The organism is Aeromicrobium sp. 9AM (assembly GCF_902506105.1).
Classification (GTDB): domain Bacteria; phylum Actinomycetota; class Actinomycetes; order Propionibacteriales; family Nocardioidaceae; genus Aeromicrobium.
In genome coordinates, this window is the sequence record NZ_LR733304.1 from 2,290,101 (window position 1) to 2,304,017 (window position 13,917).

A 13,917-nucleotide genomic window follows, 5' to 3' on the forward strand; every position below is an offset into this window, starting at 1 on the left:
ACACACAAGGTTAACCGGCGGCAGCCACTCGGGTCAAAACGAGGCGGCGACTCGTCTCACACTTGAGACCCCCGCATCGTGTGAATTGCGGGCCCGCACTAAGTTGGTTGATGGCTGCATCACCTCGCAGCAGGGCATTTCCCCGCCGTCACAGGAGACCCATCGTGACCGAAAACCAGACTTTGACCGTACGCGACAACCGCACGGGCGAGGAGTACGAGCTCCCGATCACCGACGGCACCGTCCGCGCCGGCGACTTCGGCAAGATCGGCAAGACCGACGACGAACCAGGCCTCGCGGTCTACGATCCGGGCTTCACCAACACCGCCTCGACTCGCAGCGCCGTCACCTTCATCGACGGCGAGAAGGGCATCTTGGAGTACCGCGGCTACCCCATCGAGCAGCTCGCGGAGAAGTCCACGTTCCTCGAGGTCGCCTACCTCCTGATCCACGGCGAGCTGCCCACCAAGGAGCAGCACGAGCGCTGGGTGCACGAGATCACGTTCCACACGTTCGTGCACGAGAACGTCAAGTCGCTGATGCAGGGCTTCCGCTACGACGCGCACCCCATGGGCATGCTGCTGTCGAGCGTCGGCGCGCTGTCGACGTTCTACCCCGAGGCGCGCAACATCAGCGATCCCGAGGTCCGCCACGAGCAGGTCGTACGCCTGATCGCCAAGATGCCGACCCTGGGCGCGTGGTCGTTCCGGCACGCGCAGGGCAAGCCGTACGTCTATCCCGACAACGACCTCAACTACACCGAGAACTTCCTCTCGATGCTGTTCAAGATGAGCGAGCCCAAGTACGACCCCGACCCGCGGCTGGCCAAGGCCCTCGACGTGCTGCTGATCCTGCACGCCGATCACGAGCAGAACTGCTCGACCAACGCCGTCCGCTCCGTCGGATCGAGCCAGGTCGACCCCTACTCCGCGGTCAGCGCCGGCATCGCGGCTCTCTACGGGCCGCTGCACGGTGGCGCCAACGAGGCCGTCCTCAAGATGCTCCGCCGCATCGGCACCAAGGACAAGATCCCCGCGTTCATCGAGGGCGTCAAGAACGGCGACGAGAAGCTCATGGGCTTCGGTCACCGCGTCTACAAGAACTTCGACCCGCGCGCCACGATCATCAAGAAGGCCTGCGACGACGTCTTCGAGGTCACCGGCGTCAACCCGCTGCTGGAGATCGCCCAGGAGCTGGAGCGGATCGCGCTCGAGGACGACTACTTCATCTCCCGCAAGCTCTACCCCAACGTCGACTTCTACTCCGGCCTGATCTACGAGGCGCTGCAGTTCCCGCCCGAGATGTTCACGGTGCTGTTCGCCATCGGGCGTACGCCCGGCTGGCTGGCGCAGTGGCTCGAGCTGGTGGACGACAAGGAGCAGAAGATCGCCCGCCCCAAGCAGATCTACACCGGCGACCGGCAGCTCGAGTTCGTCCCCGCTGAGGAGCGCTGGGCCTAGCCCGTCCAAATGACCTCGGCGGGCACGCCGGGTCTGCCACAGTGTCCGCATGAGCGAGACGCAGACCGCCGTGCCGGCCGGAAGGCTCGCGGTGCTGCTCGTCAGCGTCCTGCTGATGGGGCTCACACTGACGTGGGCGTTCTTCAGCATGCGCGCCGTCATGGCCGTCGGCGGCTCCTGCGCTGACGGCGGGCCGTACGTCAGCGCGCAGCCCTGCCCCGGCGGTGCGGGATTCATCGGCGTCGCGATCCCGGTGCTGATCTTGGCGACGTTCGCCGGCACTGTCTCGGCGATCAGCATCAAGGCGCCCAACCTCCTGGTGCCGATGTGGACGCTGTTGTTCGGCTCGCTCGGCTGGAACTTTCTCGAGTCCGCCATCACGTGGCCCGGCGGCGTCGACCCGGGCTGGCTGATCTGCGGGATCGTCTTCGAGCTGATGGCCCTGCCCGGCCTGATCGTGATCATCATTTCCCGGGGATCGATGTGGACGACGGGCCAGGGCGCTGAGGGCAGACCCGCGGACTCCGTCCTGTGGTGGGGCATCTATCTCGCCGTCGGCACGGTCGGCGCTGCGCTGGGTGCCTGGTCCTTCTACTCGTGGCGCTGACCTGCCCGGTAGCGTGACGGGGTGCGATTGCGACTCGACCTCTCCTATGACGGGACCGGCTTCCGGGGATGGGCCATCCAGCCGGGCCTGCGCACGGTCCAGGGCGAGCTCGAGGCGGCCATCGCGATGATCCTGCGACTCCCCCGGTCGGCCCCACTCACCTGCGCGGGCCGCACCGACGCCGGCGTCCACGCCCGCGGGCAGGTGGCGCACGTCGACCTCGACGACGTGGACCCGGCGTACCTCGAACGCCGATTGCGCCGGCTCCTGCCCGACGACATCGTCCTGCGGTCGCTGAGCCTCGCGCCTGACGGCTTCGATGCCCGCTTCGCCGCCCTGGAGCGCCGCTACACGTACCGGATCTCCGACAGTCCCTCCGGCGCTGACCCCCTGACCCGCACCTCGGTCGTACGGTGGCAGCGCCGCCTCGACGTCGACGCCATGAACGCGGCCGGCGAACGCCTGCTCGGCCTGCACGACTTCGCCTCGTTCTGCAAGAAGCGCGACGGTGCGACCACGACCCGTACGCTCCGACAGCTCAGCACCGAGCGTTCCGGCGACACCCTGGCCACCACCGTGCGTGCGGATGCGTTCTGCCACTCGATGGTGCGATCGCTGATGGGCCTGCTGGTCGCGGTCGGCGAGCACCGCTACGAGCCGGAATGGGCCGACGACGTGCTCGCCAAGGCGTCGCGCGACGCCCGGGTGATGGTGATGCCGCCACACGGCCTCGTGCTCGAGGACGTCGTCTATCCCGACGACGCCGGGCTCGCAGTCCGCGCCGCCGAGTCACGTCGCAGGAGGGACGAATGAGCCTGCGTCTGGTGCCCCTGTCGTTGGCCGCGTTCGAGGCGCTGGCCGCAGGGCAGGTCGACGAGGCCGAGCGGCTCACCGGGCTGACCATGAGCGAGTGGTTCGCCGAGCGGCTCGAGATCTGGCGCTACATGATCAGCCTGCTCGACGGCCGGCCAGAGAATGCCGACTGGCTCATGCAGGCCGTGGCGATGGGCGACGCTGCCGTCGGCAACGCCGGCTTCAAGGGTGCCCCCCTCGGCGGTCAGGTCGAGCTCGGCTACAGCATCGCGCCCGAGCTCCGTCGACGCGGGCATGCGTCCACCGTCGTGGGCCTGCTGCTCGAACGCGCCGCCGGCGACCCGCGCGTCGATCGGGTCATCGCGCGGATCAACCCGGACAACGCGGCCTCCCTCGGAGTCATCGCCAAGGCCGGCTTCGTACGCGACGGTGAGTACCTCAGCCCGAGCTCTGGCCTCCAGCTCCAGTTCGCGCACCCGATCGACCGAGCCACGCGATGAGAGACTGATCGGCATGGCAGTCACCTGGGACGAGCTCGTGGCGTACGCGACGACACTGCCGGAAGTCGCGACCTCGACGTCGTACGGCACCCCGTGCCTCAAGGTCGCGGGCAAACTCATGGCCCGGCTCCGCACGGAGGACGACGGCGGCCTCGCGATCAAGTGCTCGGCGTCCGACAAGATGGCGCTCGCCGGCGGCGACGACCCGGCGTTCTACACGACGCCGCACTACGACGGCTACAACTACGTGCTCGTACGTCTCGACCTGGCTCGGCCCGACGAGGTCTTCGAGCTCATCGCCGACGCGTGGCACATCGCGGCGCCCGCGAAGCTCCGCAAGGAGCACAGCCCATGAGCGCCTTCCTGGCTGCTCTGGTGGCGCTGATCGGGCTGGCGGCCCCGACCGGGCCACCCGAGGCCGGCGTCGCCGACTACCAGCTCGGTGGCGCGTACCCGCCTGAAGCCAACGTGCAGATCGTGACCCGCGACCGCACGGAGAAGCCGGCCGAGGGGACGTACTCGATCTGTTACGTCAACGCGTTCCAGACCCAGCCCGGCACGTACTCGTGGTGGAAGAAGCATCACCCCAAGCTCCTGCTGCGGACCGCGGCCGGCCGGGTCGTGCGCGATCCGGGCTGGCCCGACGAGATCCTGCTGGACCTCCGTACGTCCGCGAAGCGGACGGCGCTCGCCAAGGTGGTCAAGGGCTGGTTCGACCGATGCGCCAGCGACGGCTTCCAGGCCATCGAGCCGGACAACCTCGACTCCTGGACCCGTTCGCGCGGACTGCTCCGCCAGCAGCACGCGGTGGCCTTCGCCAGGCTGCTGGTCCGGGATGCCCACGGCGCGGGTCTCGCCATCGCGCAGAAGAACACCCCCGAGCTGTCCGGCAAGGGCATCGGCTTCGACTTCGCCGTGGCCGAGGAGTGCGAGGTCTACCGGGAGTGCGGCGCGTACACCAAGACGTACGGGCGGCGGGTCATCGAGATCGAGTACACCGACAACGGCCTCAGCGCCTATCGACGGGCCTGCGCCGCGCGTTCGGGCAGCATCTCCATCATGCTGCGCGACCGGGACGTCGTGCCTCGCGGCGCTGAAGGCTACGTCCACCGCACCTGCTGAGACACCGGCAGCGGCGTCAGGACGGCAGGTCCGCGGCGATGACCTCGTCGCCCCGTGCATCGACGACCTTGAAGCGCTTCGCGTCGGCCAGCAGCACCGATGCGCTCATGTCGCAGGTGATGACCTTGCCCTTGACGCCGATGAACTCACCCGCGTCGTACGCCTTGCCGTCATCGCCCTCGACCCACATCTCGAACGTCTCCCCCGCGGGCAGCCCCTTCGTCGTCAGCTTGATCTCGACCCCCCACGTGTGGTCGACCAGACCGGCCGACGCTGTCACACCGTCGACCGACTCGACATGCGGCACGGCAATGACGGTCGGTGCCGGTGGTTCATCCTGCTCCGGGAGTGCCACCACGACGATCGCGGCGGCAGCAGCCCCCACCAGCGCGCCCCCGACCGCCGGCGCCCAGCGACGGAGGCCATGAACCGGCTGCGGCAGCGCACGCCTGACGCGTTCATCCAGCTCGGGTGGCGGCGCGACACCCACGGGCCGTACGTCGTCGGGGTCGACCTGCTTCAGGGCGGCGGCCAACGGGCCGATGTCGGCGACTTCTGCTTGGCACTCGTCGCACGTGGCCAGATGCCTCTCGACGTCGCGCAGCAGATCCGCGTCGTCGAGCTGGCCGAGAACGTACGCGCCCAGGGCCTCTCTCAGCTCGTCGTGCGTACGGCTCACGGCTCGACCACCATCATCTTCATCGCGTGTCTCAGCTGTTTGAGTCCATGGAACACCCGGCTCCTGAGCGTACTCACCGAGACGCCCAGCTCAGCGGCCACCTCGTCGTACGGTCGGTCGCGCAGGTAGGTCTCGACGATCGCCGTTCTGTGGTCGTGACTGATCAGCCCCAGAGCGCGCGTGATGAGGTCGGCATCTGCCACGACGCCCGTCTGGTCCGGCATCTGTCCCTCCCCTTGCTCGGCGACCGCTCCAGGCAGGGTCGCAACCCTCGCGCGGGCTGCAGCATGGTCGATGATGACGTTGCGCAGGATCGCGAAGAGCCAGGTCCGGAGTGTTGCCCTGGCCGGGTCGAACCGGACCCCTGCCCGCCAGGCCCTCACGATCGTCTCCTGCACCGCGTCCTGGGCAGCACCGTCATCGGACAACCGGCTCAACGCATAGCGGTAGAGCTCAGCCCCGTGGCGGTCATAGCCCTCGCGGGCCAGCGACTCCGGCGAATCGAGGACGCCGTCGTCGCTGGCCCGTGAGCTCCTCCACGGTGCCACCAGTGCTGCTCCTGTGCTCAGTTGCGCGGCGATCCGCGCCCGGTCTCAGGGCTGCGGAATGGCGAGGTCGGCGACGTCGTGATTGAAGCCTGCCACCTTGGTGACATCTCCGCTCAGCAGATCGACCTTGTAGAGACCGCCCAGGCCGCCGCTGGTCGGACGCAGGGTGGCGAAGCCGACGTTGCCGGTGGCGGTGCCGTTGGACGAGACCGTGGTGACGATGTCAAAGCCTGAGATCGGCCCGACTCCACCGCCGAACGGTCCGGACACCACGAGCGTTCCGGAGTTGGCGGGCACCTGCTGGGCAACCCGGTCGAGCGTCGTGTCGAGGTCGAACAGGGTCGTGCCCGTGCTCGTCACGGAGAAGGCGTCGTTGTTGGTGTACGCAGCACCCGTGATGCCCGTGGTCGTGGGACCAGGCGTCGGCGGGTTGCCGACCGGGTAGTTCAGCGTGCCGTCGACTGCCGTCGCGGGCGCCGCCATCGAGACGTCGTGGCGCAAGCTCTGTCCGGTGTTGCTCACGATGCGGAGGCGGTCAGCGGCCGGGTTGAAGTCGACACCGAAATGGGTTCCGTTCAACGCCACGCTGAGCTGCGAGACCTTGACGGCGGCACCCGTCGAGGAGCTGATCGTGTAGATGCCACCCGCGTTGCCCACGCCGTAGAACTTGTGGTTGCTGGGGCGCTGGTCGATGCCGATGAGCGTGGTGTCACCCGCCAGACCGCTCACTCCCCCGAGCGCCTTGACCTGTGCACCGGTCGTCAGGGAGAACGTCTTGAGGCTCTTGCCGTTCGAGGAAAGCCCGAGTGCAGTCTTGGGAATCGTGTCGGCGCTGGCCGATCCGACGAGTGCTGCGGTGGTGCCGAGTCCGAGAGCAGCGACTGCTCCAAGAGCGATGGCCGTACGAGTGCGCTGACGCATGGGTTCCTCCGTCGTCCGGGCCGGCACCGTTGCCGGTCTCGTAAGGGATACCGGCCCCACACCGTCCGCGTTGAAGCTGCCGCAGACTTTCTTCGGCAGGCGCCTGAGACACTGGTCCGGTGCCAGAGCACTACTTCGAGGGAACGCCCACCAGCGACGACCGCCGACGAGACATCACGACACACATCTGGGGGCGCGACCTGACGTTCACGACGTCGTCGGGTGTGTTCTCGCAGGACGGGCTCGACAAGGCGACTGCGGTGTTCCTGCGGGCCTCAGCGCCGCCGGCCGGCGGCACGATCCTCGACCTGGGCTGCGGCTGGGGCCCGATCGCCTGCGCCCTGGCCGGCACCGGAGCCACCGTGTGGGCCACCGACACCAACCAGCGCGCGCTCGAGCTGACGGCGCTCAACGCCTCCCGCCTCGGCGTCACGGTTCACACGGCCCTGCCTGACGACGTACCGGCCGACCTCGTGTTCGACGAGATCTGGTCCAACCCGCCGATCCGCATCGGCAAGCAGGCCCTCCACGACCTGCTGCTGCGCTGGCTGCCCCGCCTGGCGCCCGACGGTGTCGCGCGCCTCGTGGTCGGCAAGAACCTCGGCGCCGACTCGCTGCAGCGGTGGCTCGGTGACCAGGGTTGGCCGACCGAGCGCACCGCGAGCGAGAAGGGTTTCCGGATCCTCGAGGTCCGGCGCGCCTAGTACGACTTGATGCGTTCGGTCTTCGCGGTCTTCCCCGAGATCACATCGGTGCCGGAGTAGACGACCTTGATGTTGTGATAGCCCTTCGACAGCCGCGGCAGGAGGATCGACCGCTTCCCGTTGGCACCCGAAGACAGCGTGGCGTAGACGATCTTCTTCGACCCGTCGTATATCCGCAGCTGACCGCTCGGCTTGGGAACGTTCGGCACCGTCACGGTGATGCCGATCGTGGCGCGTGACGTGTAGCGGATGCTCGAACGCAGCGACGTGGCGATTGCCGAGCTCGCCTTGGTCACCACGACCGGGACGCCCACCGAGGACGCCTGTGGTTTCGTCTCACCGAGCGGGATGAATGTGGCGCGGATGCGGTTGCTGCCCGCAGCCCACTTCGTCCCGTCGATCGTCAGGTCCGCCGTACCGGTGGCCGACTCCTGGGAGGCCAACACCGTGGTGCCACGCCGCAGCTGGATGGTGCCGTCGGCGCCACCATTCGCCACGTTCACGCTCGCCGTCGCGGGGATGCCGTACGTCACCGTGGGCGGCAGGCCCGTCAGGGTGATCTCCGGCCCGGCCGGCACGGTTGCGGTCGGCGCGGAGGTGGAGCCGAACATCGAGTAGGCAGCGGTGCCCGGGCTGATCCGCACTGTCAGTGCCTTGCCGACGTCCAGCTGCGTCGGGTAGTAGGTCGCACTCGTTGCGCCGGCGATCGGGCCGCCGTTGCGGAACCACTGGTAGGTGAACGTCGTGGGGATCCTCACCCAGCCGCCGCGGACAGCTGTCAGAGGTTCACCGATGATCGGGTCGCCGCTGATGGTGCTCGCTGTGCGGGGGACCTGGAACTTGCTCAGGTCGATGATGCCCTTGCCGCAGATCGACGTGGTGCACCGCTTGAACTGTGACGACCGACCGCGCGGGAACCCTTGCACCGAAGCCCTGATAGCCGTGTCCGTCTGCCCCGCCGTGAGGTCTGGGTCGATCGACTTCAACAGCGCGGCGGCGGCCGAGACGACCGGGGCGGCCATGCTCGTTCCGCTGTAGCGGGTGTATCCGGCGCCTCCCGGTGTCGTCTTGCCGGTGTTGATCGAGGAGACGATTCCGCCGTCGCTCCAGTAGACGTCGCCGCCGGGTGCCACCAGGTCGACCGCGGAGCCGTAGTTGGAGTAGACGCTCTTGCGGCCGCTGTCATTCGTGTAGCCGGCCCGGTCGCCGTACTCGCTGGTCGCACCGACGGCGAGCACACCCGCGCAGCTGGCGGGGAGCACAGGGTGGGTCGACATGTTGGCGCCGTCGTTGCCCGCGGAGGCGACCACCACCGTGCCGGTCGCACGCACGGCTTCGATGGCTGCTTTCATCGGCAGAGCATTGGCGCTCGTGCAGGAGCCGGACTCCCCCAAAGACATGTTGATGACGTCGGCATGGTTGGGGTTCGTCGGCACCGGCAGTCCGGTGAGCGGATCGACCACGGTCAGTCCGGCCGCCCATTTCATCGCTGCGATGATGTCATTCGTTGTGCCGCCGCAGCGGCCGAGGACGCGGACCGGGAGGATCTTCGCCTCGGGCGCGACGCCCACGACTCCACCGTTGTCCTTGCCAGCGGCCACGATGCCGGCCACGTGGGTGCCGTGCCACGAGCTCGGCTCCTTCGGAGCGCCGGGGTAGCAGTAGCCAGCGGACGACTCCCAGTCGCCTTGGTCCTGCGGGTTGGGATCCCAGCCGTCATGGTCACGCCCGGTGTCCTCGAGCTTTCCGTCGTCGAACACGTACTGGCTCACGAAGTCGCGGCCCTGGAGGATGCGTTGGCTCGCCGCGGTGCCGTTCCAGATCGGCAGGTCGGGGTGCGCGGTGATGCCGGTGTCGAGCACCGCCACGACGGCGCCTGCGCCCTTCGTCGCGCGCCAGGCGTACGGGGCGCGGGAGCTGAAGCCGCCGCTTCCGAAGGTGTTGGACGTGCCCAGCACGGACCTGACCTTCGAGTCGTTCTTCGAGCGCCAGTCCCACACGGCACGGTTCTTGTCCTGCACGAAGTACTTGTCGGTGGCCGGCTCCGGCGGACTCGCATCTGCCGTCAGGATGTAGTTGGGCGCCGCCCACACCACGTCGGACCGCTCCCGCAGCTCGGCCGCGACCTCTTCGGCCTCGGCCGCGGTGACCCGCCGACTGGTTGGCAGTACGGAAGTTCGCGCGCCTGCTGCACTCTTGCCGACACGAGCCACGTCGACTCCCTTCGGGAGTGCGCGCTCCGCCTCCTGGATCACGGCAGTGCTCGGTGTCGAGGTGGTCGTCTTCACGATCACTCCGGCCGCCATGGCGGGCGCCGATGCCGCGCTGGGCGACGAGGCCGAAGGCACCGCCGGTGCGGCGGTGACGGGCGACAAGGCAAGCCCGGTGGCGGTCAGGGCGCCGACGGCGATGACAGCGATGACAGCGAAAGAACGGCGGACGGCCAACGTGTGCATGAAGCTCCCCAAGAGGTGGTGGACGGAGCTCTGAGGCGGCACCGGCCGGGAAAATCTAGCATTGCGGGGTCTCGTTGGAGACACGGACCACCGAGTACCCGCGGCATAGCAGGAAGCCCGCCACCTTGCGGTGACGGGCTTCCTGACGAGCTGATGCCTACTTGGCGTCGTCCTCGGTGGTCTCCTCTGCAGGAGCCTCCTCGGCGGCCGGAGCCTCGTCGGTGACCTCGGCAACCGTCTCAGCTGCCTCGGCAGCGTCGTCGGTGGCGTCGACCGGCACGTCGGTGCCGAGGTCCTCGGTCACGACGACCTCGTCCTCAGCAGCCGGCTCCTCGACGGAGGCTTCGACAGGCTCAACCGGCGCGGACTTGGCAGCCTTGGCCTTCTTGGGCGTCTGGTTCTGAGCGCCGAACTGCTTGGCCTCGACGATCTCGATGACGGCCATGGGGGCGTTGTCGCCCTTGCGCGGCGCGACCTTCGTGATGCGCGTGTAGCCGCCGGGACGGGTCGCCATGGCGGGACCGATCTCGGTGAACAGCGTGTGCAGGATGCTCTTGTCACGGATGACCTTGACGACCTGGCGGCGGTTGGCCACCGTGTCGGTCTTGGCCTTGGTGATGAGCGACTCTGCGTAGGGACGCAGACGACGGGCCTTGGCCTCGGTCGTCGTGATCTTGCCGTGCTCGAACAGGTTCTGCGCGAGGTTGGCCAGGATCAGACGCTGGTGGGCCGGGCTACCGCCGAGGCGAGGTCCCTTGGTGGGGGTGGGCATGTTGTGTCTCCAGAATCAATCGGGCTGGTTGCCGTGATCGGGCAGTACGTCAGTACTGCTCGTCCTCGGCGAAGCTGGCGTCGTCGTCGTAGGCGTCGATGACGGCCGACGGGTCGAAACCAGCCGGGCTGTCCTTGAGCGCGAGGCTCATCTCGGCGAGCTTGGCCTTGACCTCGTCGATCGACTTCGAACCGAAGTTGCGGATGTCGAGCAGGTCCTGCTCCGAGCGCGTGATGAGCTCACCCACGGTGTGGATGCCCTCGCGCTTGAGGCAGTTGTAGGAGCGCACCGTGAAGTTGAGGTCCTCGATCGGCAGTGCCAGGTCGGCAGCGAGCTGCTCGTCGACCGGCGACGGTCCGATGTCGATGCCCTCGGCCTCGACGTTGAGCTCACGAGCCAGGCCGAACAGCTCCACCAGGGTGGAACCGGCCGACGCGATCGCGTCACGCGGCAGGATCGACTTCTTGGTCTCGACGTCGATGACGAGCTTGTCGAAGTCCGTACGCTGCTCGACTCGGGTCGCCTCGACCTTGTAGGTCACCTTGAGGACCGGCGAGTAGATCGAGTCGACCGGCATACGGCCGATCTCTTCGTCACCGGACTTGTTCTGCACGGCCGACACGTAGCCACGGCCACGCTCGACGACGAGCTCGATCTCGATCTTGCCCTTGGCGTTGAGCGTCGCGATGTGCAGGTCGGGGTTGTGGACCTCGACACCAGCCGGGGGCTGGATGTCAGCGGCGGTCACCGCACCGGCACCGTCCTTGCGGAGGTACATGACGACGGGCTCGTCGTTCTCCGAGGAGACCACGAGCTCCTTGAGATTGAGGATGATCTCGGTGACGTCCTCGGTCACACCGGGGACGGTCGAGAACTCGTGCAGGACTCCGTCGATCTTGATCGACGTGACGGCAGCACCCGGGATCGACGACAGGAGCGTACGACGCAGGGAGTTGCCGAGGGTGTAGCCGAAGCCGGGCTCCAGGGGCTCGATGACGAACCGCGAACGGAACTCGTCGACGACCTCTTCGGACAGGGCGGGGCGCTGGGCGATGAGCATTGTTTCTTCCTTTCCGGACCAACCTCTATTTGAAGGTCCGGGTTGTTTTCTCTGGTGAGAGTGGGCCGATCAGATCTTGGAGTAGAACTCCACGATGAGCTGTTCGTTGATCGGGACCGTGATCTGCTCGCGTACGGGCTGGCTGTGCACGAGGATGCGACCGCGCTCGGGCGCAACGTCGAGCCAGGCAGGAACCGTGTCGCGGTCGTGGGTCTCACGCGCGACGATGAACGGCGTGGTCTCCAGCGACTTGGTCTTGACGTCGATGATGTCGTGCTTGCTCACCTGGAACGACGGGATGTCGGTCTTGACGCCGTTGACCACGAAGTGACCGTGGTTGACGAGCTGGCGGGCGTGACGACGCGTACGGGCGAAGCCGGCACGGTAGACGACGTTGTCGAGGCGCGACTCGAGGATCTGCAGCAGGTTGTCGCCGGTCTTGCCGGGACGACGCGAGGCGAGCTCGTAGTACTTGCGGAACTGCTTCTCGAGCACTCCGTAGGTGTAACGCGCCTTCTGCTTCTCGAGCAGCTGGTTGCGGTACTCCGACTCCTTGACGCGCGCGCGGCCGTGCTGGCCGGGAGGGTAAGGACGCTTTTCGAATGCAGCGTCACCACCGACGAGGTCGATGCCGAGGCGGCGCGACTTCTTGGTGAGAGGTCCGGTGTAACGGGCCATGGTTGATAGCTCCTAGAAAACTGTGTAAGTCGTGGGCAGCGCGTCAGAGACGACGGTGCTTGGGAGGACGGCAGCCGTTGTGGGGGCTGGGGGTCACGTCGGAGATGGTGCCGACCTCGAGGCCGACTCCGCTCAGCGACCGGATCGCGGTCTCGCGGCCCGAACCGGGGCCCTTCACGAAGACGTCGACCTTCTTCATCCCGTGCTCCATCGCCTGACGACCGGCCGACTCGGCAGCCATACCGGCAGCGAACGGCGTCGACTTGCGCGAGCCCTTGAATCCGACGGTTCCGCCGGAGGCCCATGCGATCACAGCGCCCGAGGGATCCGTGATGGTGACGTGGGTGTTGTTGAACGTGCTCTTGATGTGGGCCTCGCCCTGAGCGACGTTCTTCTTCTCCTTGCGGCGAACCTTCTTGCCAGCTGTCTTAGGAGGCATGCGCTATCACTTCTTCTTTCCGGCGACGGTGCGCTTGGGGCCCTTGCGGGTACGCGCGTTGGTCTTGGTGCGCTGGCCACGAACGGGCAGGTGCGCACGGTGGCGACGGCCCTGGTAGCTGCCGATCTCCATCTTGCGGCGAATGTCACCGGTGACCGTACGACGCAGGTCGCCCTCGGTCTGGTAGTTCGCTTCGATGTGATCGCGCAGAGCGACGAGGTCGTTGTCGTCGAGCTCGTGGACGCGCTTGTCCGGGCTGATGCCGGTTGCTGCGAGGGTCTCGGCGGCGCGGGTGCGACCGATCCCGAATACATACGTGAGTGCGATCTCAATGCGCTTTTCGCGCGGGAGGTCGACTCCTACGAGGCGTGCCATCTAGGCATTTCCTTCCATTCGGCGAGGTATGGCCACCTGATGCATCCCGACTGCCTCCAGGATCTTTGGTCGATCCTGAGTCGGGCTCCGGCCTACGCTTCCGGAGGTGACCCGCCACGGTGGTGCTGTGACGGGAGCGATCAGATGTTTCGTGTTGCTGTGTGAAGAACTTCTGCTCAGCCCTGGCGCTGCTTGTGGCGGGGGTTTTCGCAGATCACCATGACGTTGCCGTGGCGACGAATCACCTTGCACTTGTCACAGATCTTCTTCACGCTCGGGTTGACCTTCATCGAGATTCTCTCTTTGGGATCTGAACGTGTTGGATTTACTTGTAGCGGTAGACGATGCGGCCGCGGGAGAGGTCGTACGGCGAGAGCTCCACCACAACGCGGTCCTCGGGGAGGATGCGGATGTAGTGCTGGCGCATCTTGCCGCTGATGTGCGCGAGAACCTTGTGGCCGTTGGCCAGCTCCACGCGGAACATCGCGTTCGGAAGTGCCTCTACTACGGCGCCTTCCATCTCGATGACGCCTTCTTTTTTCGCCATAACCTCTTCTTTGTGTCGCTTGTCTGGTCCGGCCGTCCTGGCGCACCCCAGCGAAGCCGCCTGAGCGGTGGCCACGACATGGGAATGCAGACCTAAAAAGGCCGACTCCCGATTCTACGCTCACAGGGGCGGCAGACTCAAATCCGCTGAAACCGAGCGAGCTCTGCGAGCGAGCGTTGAGGCGCGCCAGGGAGCGAAGCGACCGTGAGCGTTCGCGGCGAAGCCGCCAGCAGCGA

At 67.1% G+C, this 13,917-nt stretch carries 19 protein-coding genes; 8 read left to right on the forward strand and 11 right to left on the reverse strand.

Going from position 1 to position 13,917, the window contains the following annotated elements:
* Positions 1–164: 164 nt before the first annotated feature.
* The 6 genes from BOSE46_RS17785 to BOSE46_RS17810 are packed head-to-tail and all read left to right on the forward strand — an operon-like array spanning position 165 to position 4,502.
* The gene (locus BOSE46_RS17785; RefSeq protein WP_159541507.1) at positions 165–1,460 is read left to right on the forward strand and encodes a citrate synthase; all 1,296 of its coding nucleotides are present in this window, start codon (positions 165–167) and stop codon (positions 1,458–1,460) included.
* 49 nt (positions 1,461–1,509) lie between these two features.
* Positions 1,510–2,067, forward strand: coding sequence for a hypothetical protein (locus BOSE46_RS17790; RefSeq protein ID WP_159541508.1), 558 nt, complete (start codon positions 1,510–1,512; stop codon positions 2,065–2,067).
* Between the two features lie 21 nt (positions 2,068–2,088).
* Positions 2,089–2,880: a tRNA pseudouridine(38-40) synthase TruA gene (gene truA, locus BOSE46_RS17795; RefSeq protein ID WP_159541509.1), complete on the forward strand. Its 792-nt coding sequence runs from the start codon at positions 2,089–2,091 to the stop codon at positions 2,878–2,880.
* Positions 2,877–3,380, forward strand: coding sequence for a GNAT family N-acetyltransferase (locus BOSE46_RS17800; RefSeq protein WP_159541510.1), 504 nt, complete (start codon positions 2,877–2,879; stop codon positions 3,378–3,380). The genes truA and BOSE46_RS17800 overlap by 4 nt, the downstream gene beginning before the upstream one ends.
* A gap of 13 nt (positions 3,381–3,393) precedes the next feature.
* Positions 3,394–3,735: an MmcQ/YjbR family DNA-binding protein gene (locus BOSE46_RS17805; protein WP_159541511.1), complete on the forward strand. Its 342-nt coding sequence runs from the start codon at positions 3,394–3,396 to the stop codon at positions 3,733–3,735.
* The gene (locus BOSE46_RS17810; RefSeq protein WP_159541512.1) at positions 3,732–4,502 is read left to right on the forward strand and encodes an endo alpha-1,4 polygalactosaminidase; all 771 of its coding nucleotides are present in this window, start codon (positions 3,732–3,734) and stop codon (positions 4,500–4,502) included. Before BOSE46_RS17805 ends, BOSE46_RS17810 begins: the two co-directional genes overlap by 4 nt.
* A 16-nt stretch (positions 4,503–4,518) precedes the next feature.
* Here BOSE46_RS17810 and BOSE46_RS17815 read toward each other — a convergent pair whose 3' ends face one another.
* From BOSE46_RS17815 to BOSE46_RS17825, 3 genes are read right to left on the reverse strand one after another with little or no spacing between them, the layout of a single operon-like run.
* Positions 4,519–5,181, reverse strand: coding sequence for a zf-HC2 domain-containing protein (locus BOSE46_RS17815; protein ID WP_159541513.1), 663 nt, complete (start codon positions 5,179–5,181; stop codon positions 4,519–4,521).
* Positions 5,178–5,729, reverse strand: coding sequence for an RNA polymerase sigma factor (locus BOSE46_RS17820; protein WP_159541514.1), 552 nt, complete (start codon positions 5,727–5,729; stop codon positions 5,178–5,180). The genes BOSE46_RS17815 and BOSE46_RS17820 overlap by 4 nt, the downstream gene beginning before the upstream one ends.
* A gap of 45 nt (positions 5,730–5,774) precedes the next feature.
* Positions 5,775–6,650 (reverse strand): DUF4394 domain-containing protein, encoded by an 876-nt coding sequence (locus BOSE46_RS17825; protein ID WP_159541515.1) that lies wholly within the window; start codon positions 6,648–6,650, stop codon positions 5,775–5,777.
* Between the two features lie 119 nt (positions 6,651–6,769).
* Between BOSE46_RS17825 and BOSE46_RS17830 the strand changes: the two genes are divergently transcribed.
* Positions 6,770–7,354, forward strand: coding sequence for a class I SAM-dependent methyltransferase (locus BOSE46_RS17830; RefSeq protein ID WP_159541516.1), 585 nt, complete (start codon positions 6,770–6,772; stop codon positions 7,352–7,354).
* Here the strand turns inward: BOSE46_RS17830 and BOSE46_RS17835 are convergent.
* Positions 7,351–9,642, reverse strand: coding sequence for a S8 family serine peptidase (locus tag BOSE46_RS17835; RefSeq protein WP_159541517.1), 2,292 nt, complete (start codon positions 9,640–9,642; stop codon positions 7,351–7,353). The genes BOSE46_RS17830 and BOSE46_RS17835 overlap by 4 nt on opposite strands.
* Here BOSE46_RS17835 and BOSE46_RS17840 point away from each other — a divergent pair.
* Positions 9,614–9,844, forward strand: a complete 231-nt coding sequence (locus BOSE46_RS17840; protein ID WP_236551792.1) for a hypothetical protein — start codon at positions 9,614–9,616, stop codon at positions 9,842–9,844. The two genes, BOSE46_RS17835 and BOSE46_RS17840, sit on opposite strands and share 29 nt — an antisense overlap.
* A gap of 123 nt (positions 9,845–9,967) precedes the next feature.
* Here BOSE46_RS17840 and rplQ read toward each other — a convergent pair whose 3' ends face one another.
* From rplQ to infA, 7 genes are all read right to left on the reverse strand, one after another.
* The gene (gene rplQ, locus BOSE46_RS17845) at positions 9,968–10,582 is read right to left on the reverse strand and encodes a 50S ribosomal protein L17 (protein WP_159541519.1); all 615 of its coding nucleotides are present in this window, start codon (positions 10,580–10,582) and stop codon (positions 9,968–9,970) included.
* Between the two features lie 49 nt (positions 10,583–10,631).
* Entirely contained in the window at positions 10,632–11,642 is a 1,011-nt protein-coding gene (locus BOSE46_RS17850) for a DNA-directed RNA polymerase subunit alpha (protein WP_159541520.1), read from the reverse strand.
* Between the two features lie 69 nt (positions 11,643–11,711).
* Positions 11,712–12,320 (reverse strand): 30S ribosomal protein S4, encoded by a 609-nt coding sequence (gene rpsD / locus BOSE46_RS17855; RefSeq protein ID WP_056209369.1) that lies wholly within the window; start codon positions 12,318–12,320, stop codon positions 11,712–11,714.
* Between the two features lie 43 nt (positions 12,321–12,363).
* The gene (gene rpsK / locus BOSE46_RS17860) at positions 12,364–12,759 is read right to left on the reverse strand and encodes a 30S ribosomal protein S11 (protein WP_056209373.1); all 396 of its coding nucleotides are present in this window, start codon (positions 12,757–12,759) and stop codon (positions 12,364–12,366) included.
* A 6-nt stretch (positions 12,760–12,765) separates the two neighbouring features.
* Entirely contained in the window at positions 12,766–13,134 is a 369-nt protein-coding gene (rpsM, locus tag BOSE46_RS17865; RefSeq protein ID WP_056209375.1) for a 30S ribosomal protein S13, read from the reverse strand.
* Positions 13,135–13,310: 176 nt separating this feature from the next.
* A complete protein-coding gene (gene rpmJ, locus BOSE46_RS17870) occupies positions 13,311–13,424 on the reverse strand; it encodes a 50S ribosomal protein L36 (protein ID WP_007540807.1) in 114 nt (37 codons plus the stop codon).
* Positions 13,425–13,459: 35 nt separating this feature from the next.
* A complete protein-coding gene (gene infA, locus BOSE46_RS17875; RefSeq protein ID WP_007078610.1) occupies positions 13,460–13,681 on the reverse strand; it encodes a translation initiation factor IF-1 in 222 nt (73 codons plus the stop codon).
* Between the last annotated feature and the right edge of the window lie 236 nt (positions 13,682–13,917).

Excerpts from the sequence above, each read along its gene's own strand:
- BOSE46_RS17790 (WP_159541508.1), top strand. The coding sequence starts at position 1,510 with ATGAGCGAGACGCAGACCGCCGTGCCGGCCGGAAGGCTCGCGGTGCTG.
- BOSE46_RS17800 (WP_159541510.1), top strand. The coding sequence starts at position 2,877 with ATGAGCCTGCGTCTGGTGCCCCTGTCGTTGGCCGCGTTCGAGGCGCTG.
- BOSE46_RS17805 (WP_159541511.1), top strand. The coding sequence starts at position 3,394 with ATGGCAGTCACCTGGGACGAGCTCGTGGCGTACGCGACGACACTGCCG.
- BOSE46_RS17810 (WP_159541512.1), top strand. The coding sequence starts at position 3,732 with ATGAGCGCCTTCCTGGCTGCTCTGGTGGCGCTGATCGGGCTGGCGGCC.
- BOSE46_RS17825 (WP_159541515.1), bottom strand. The coding sequence starts at position 6,650 with ATGCGTCAGCGCACTCGTACGGCCATCGCTCTTGGAGCAGTCGCTGCT.
- rplQ (WP_159541519.1), bottom strand. The coding sequence starts at position 10,582 with ATGCCCACCCCCACCAAGGGACCTCGCCTCGGCGGTAGCCCGGCCCAC.
- BOSE46_RS17850 (WP_159541520.1), bottom strand. The coding sequence starts at position 11,642 with ATGCTCATCGCCCAGCGCCCCGCCCTGTCCGAAGAGGTCGTCGACGAG.
- rpsD (WP_056209369.1), bottom strand. The coding sequence starts at position 12,320 with ATGGCCCGTTACACCGGACCTCTCACCAAGAAGTCGCGCCGCCTCGGC.
- rpsK (WP_056209373.1), bottom strand. The coding sequence starts at position 12,759 with ATGCCTCCTAAGACAGCTGGCAAGAAGGTTCGCCGCAAGGAGAAGAAG.
- rpsM (WP_056209375.1), bottom strand. The coding sequence starts at position 13,134 with ATGGCACGCCTCGTAGGAGTCGACCTCCCGCGCGAAAAGCGCATTGAG.
- rpmJ (WP_007540807.1), bottom strand. The coding sequence starts at position 13,424 with ATGAAGGTCAACCCGAGCGTGAAGAAGATCTGTGACAAGTGCAAGGTG.
- infA (WP_007078610.1), bottom strand. The coding sequence starts at position 13,681 with ATGGCGAAAAAAGAAGGCGTCATCGAGATGGAAGGCGCCGTAGTAGAG.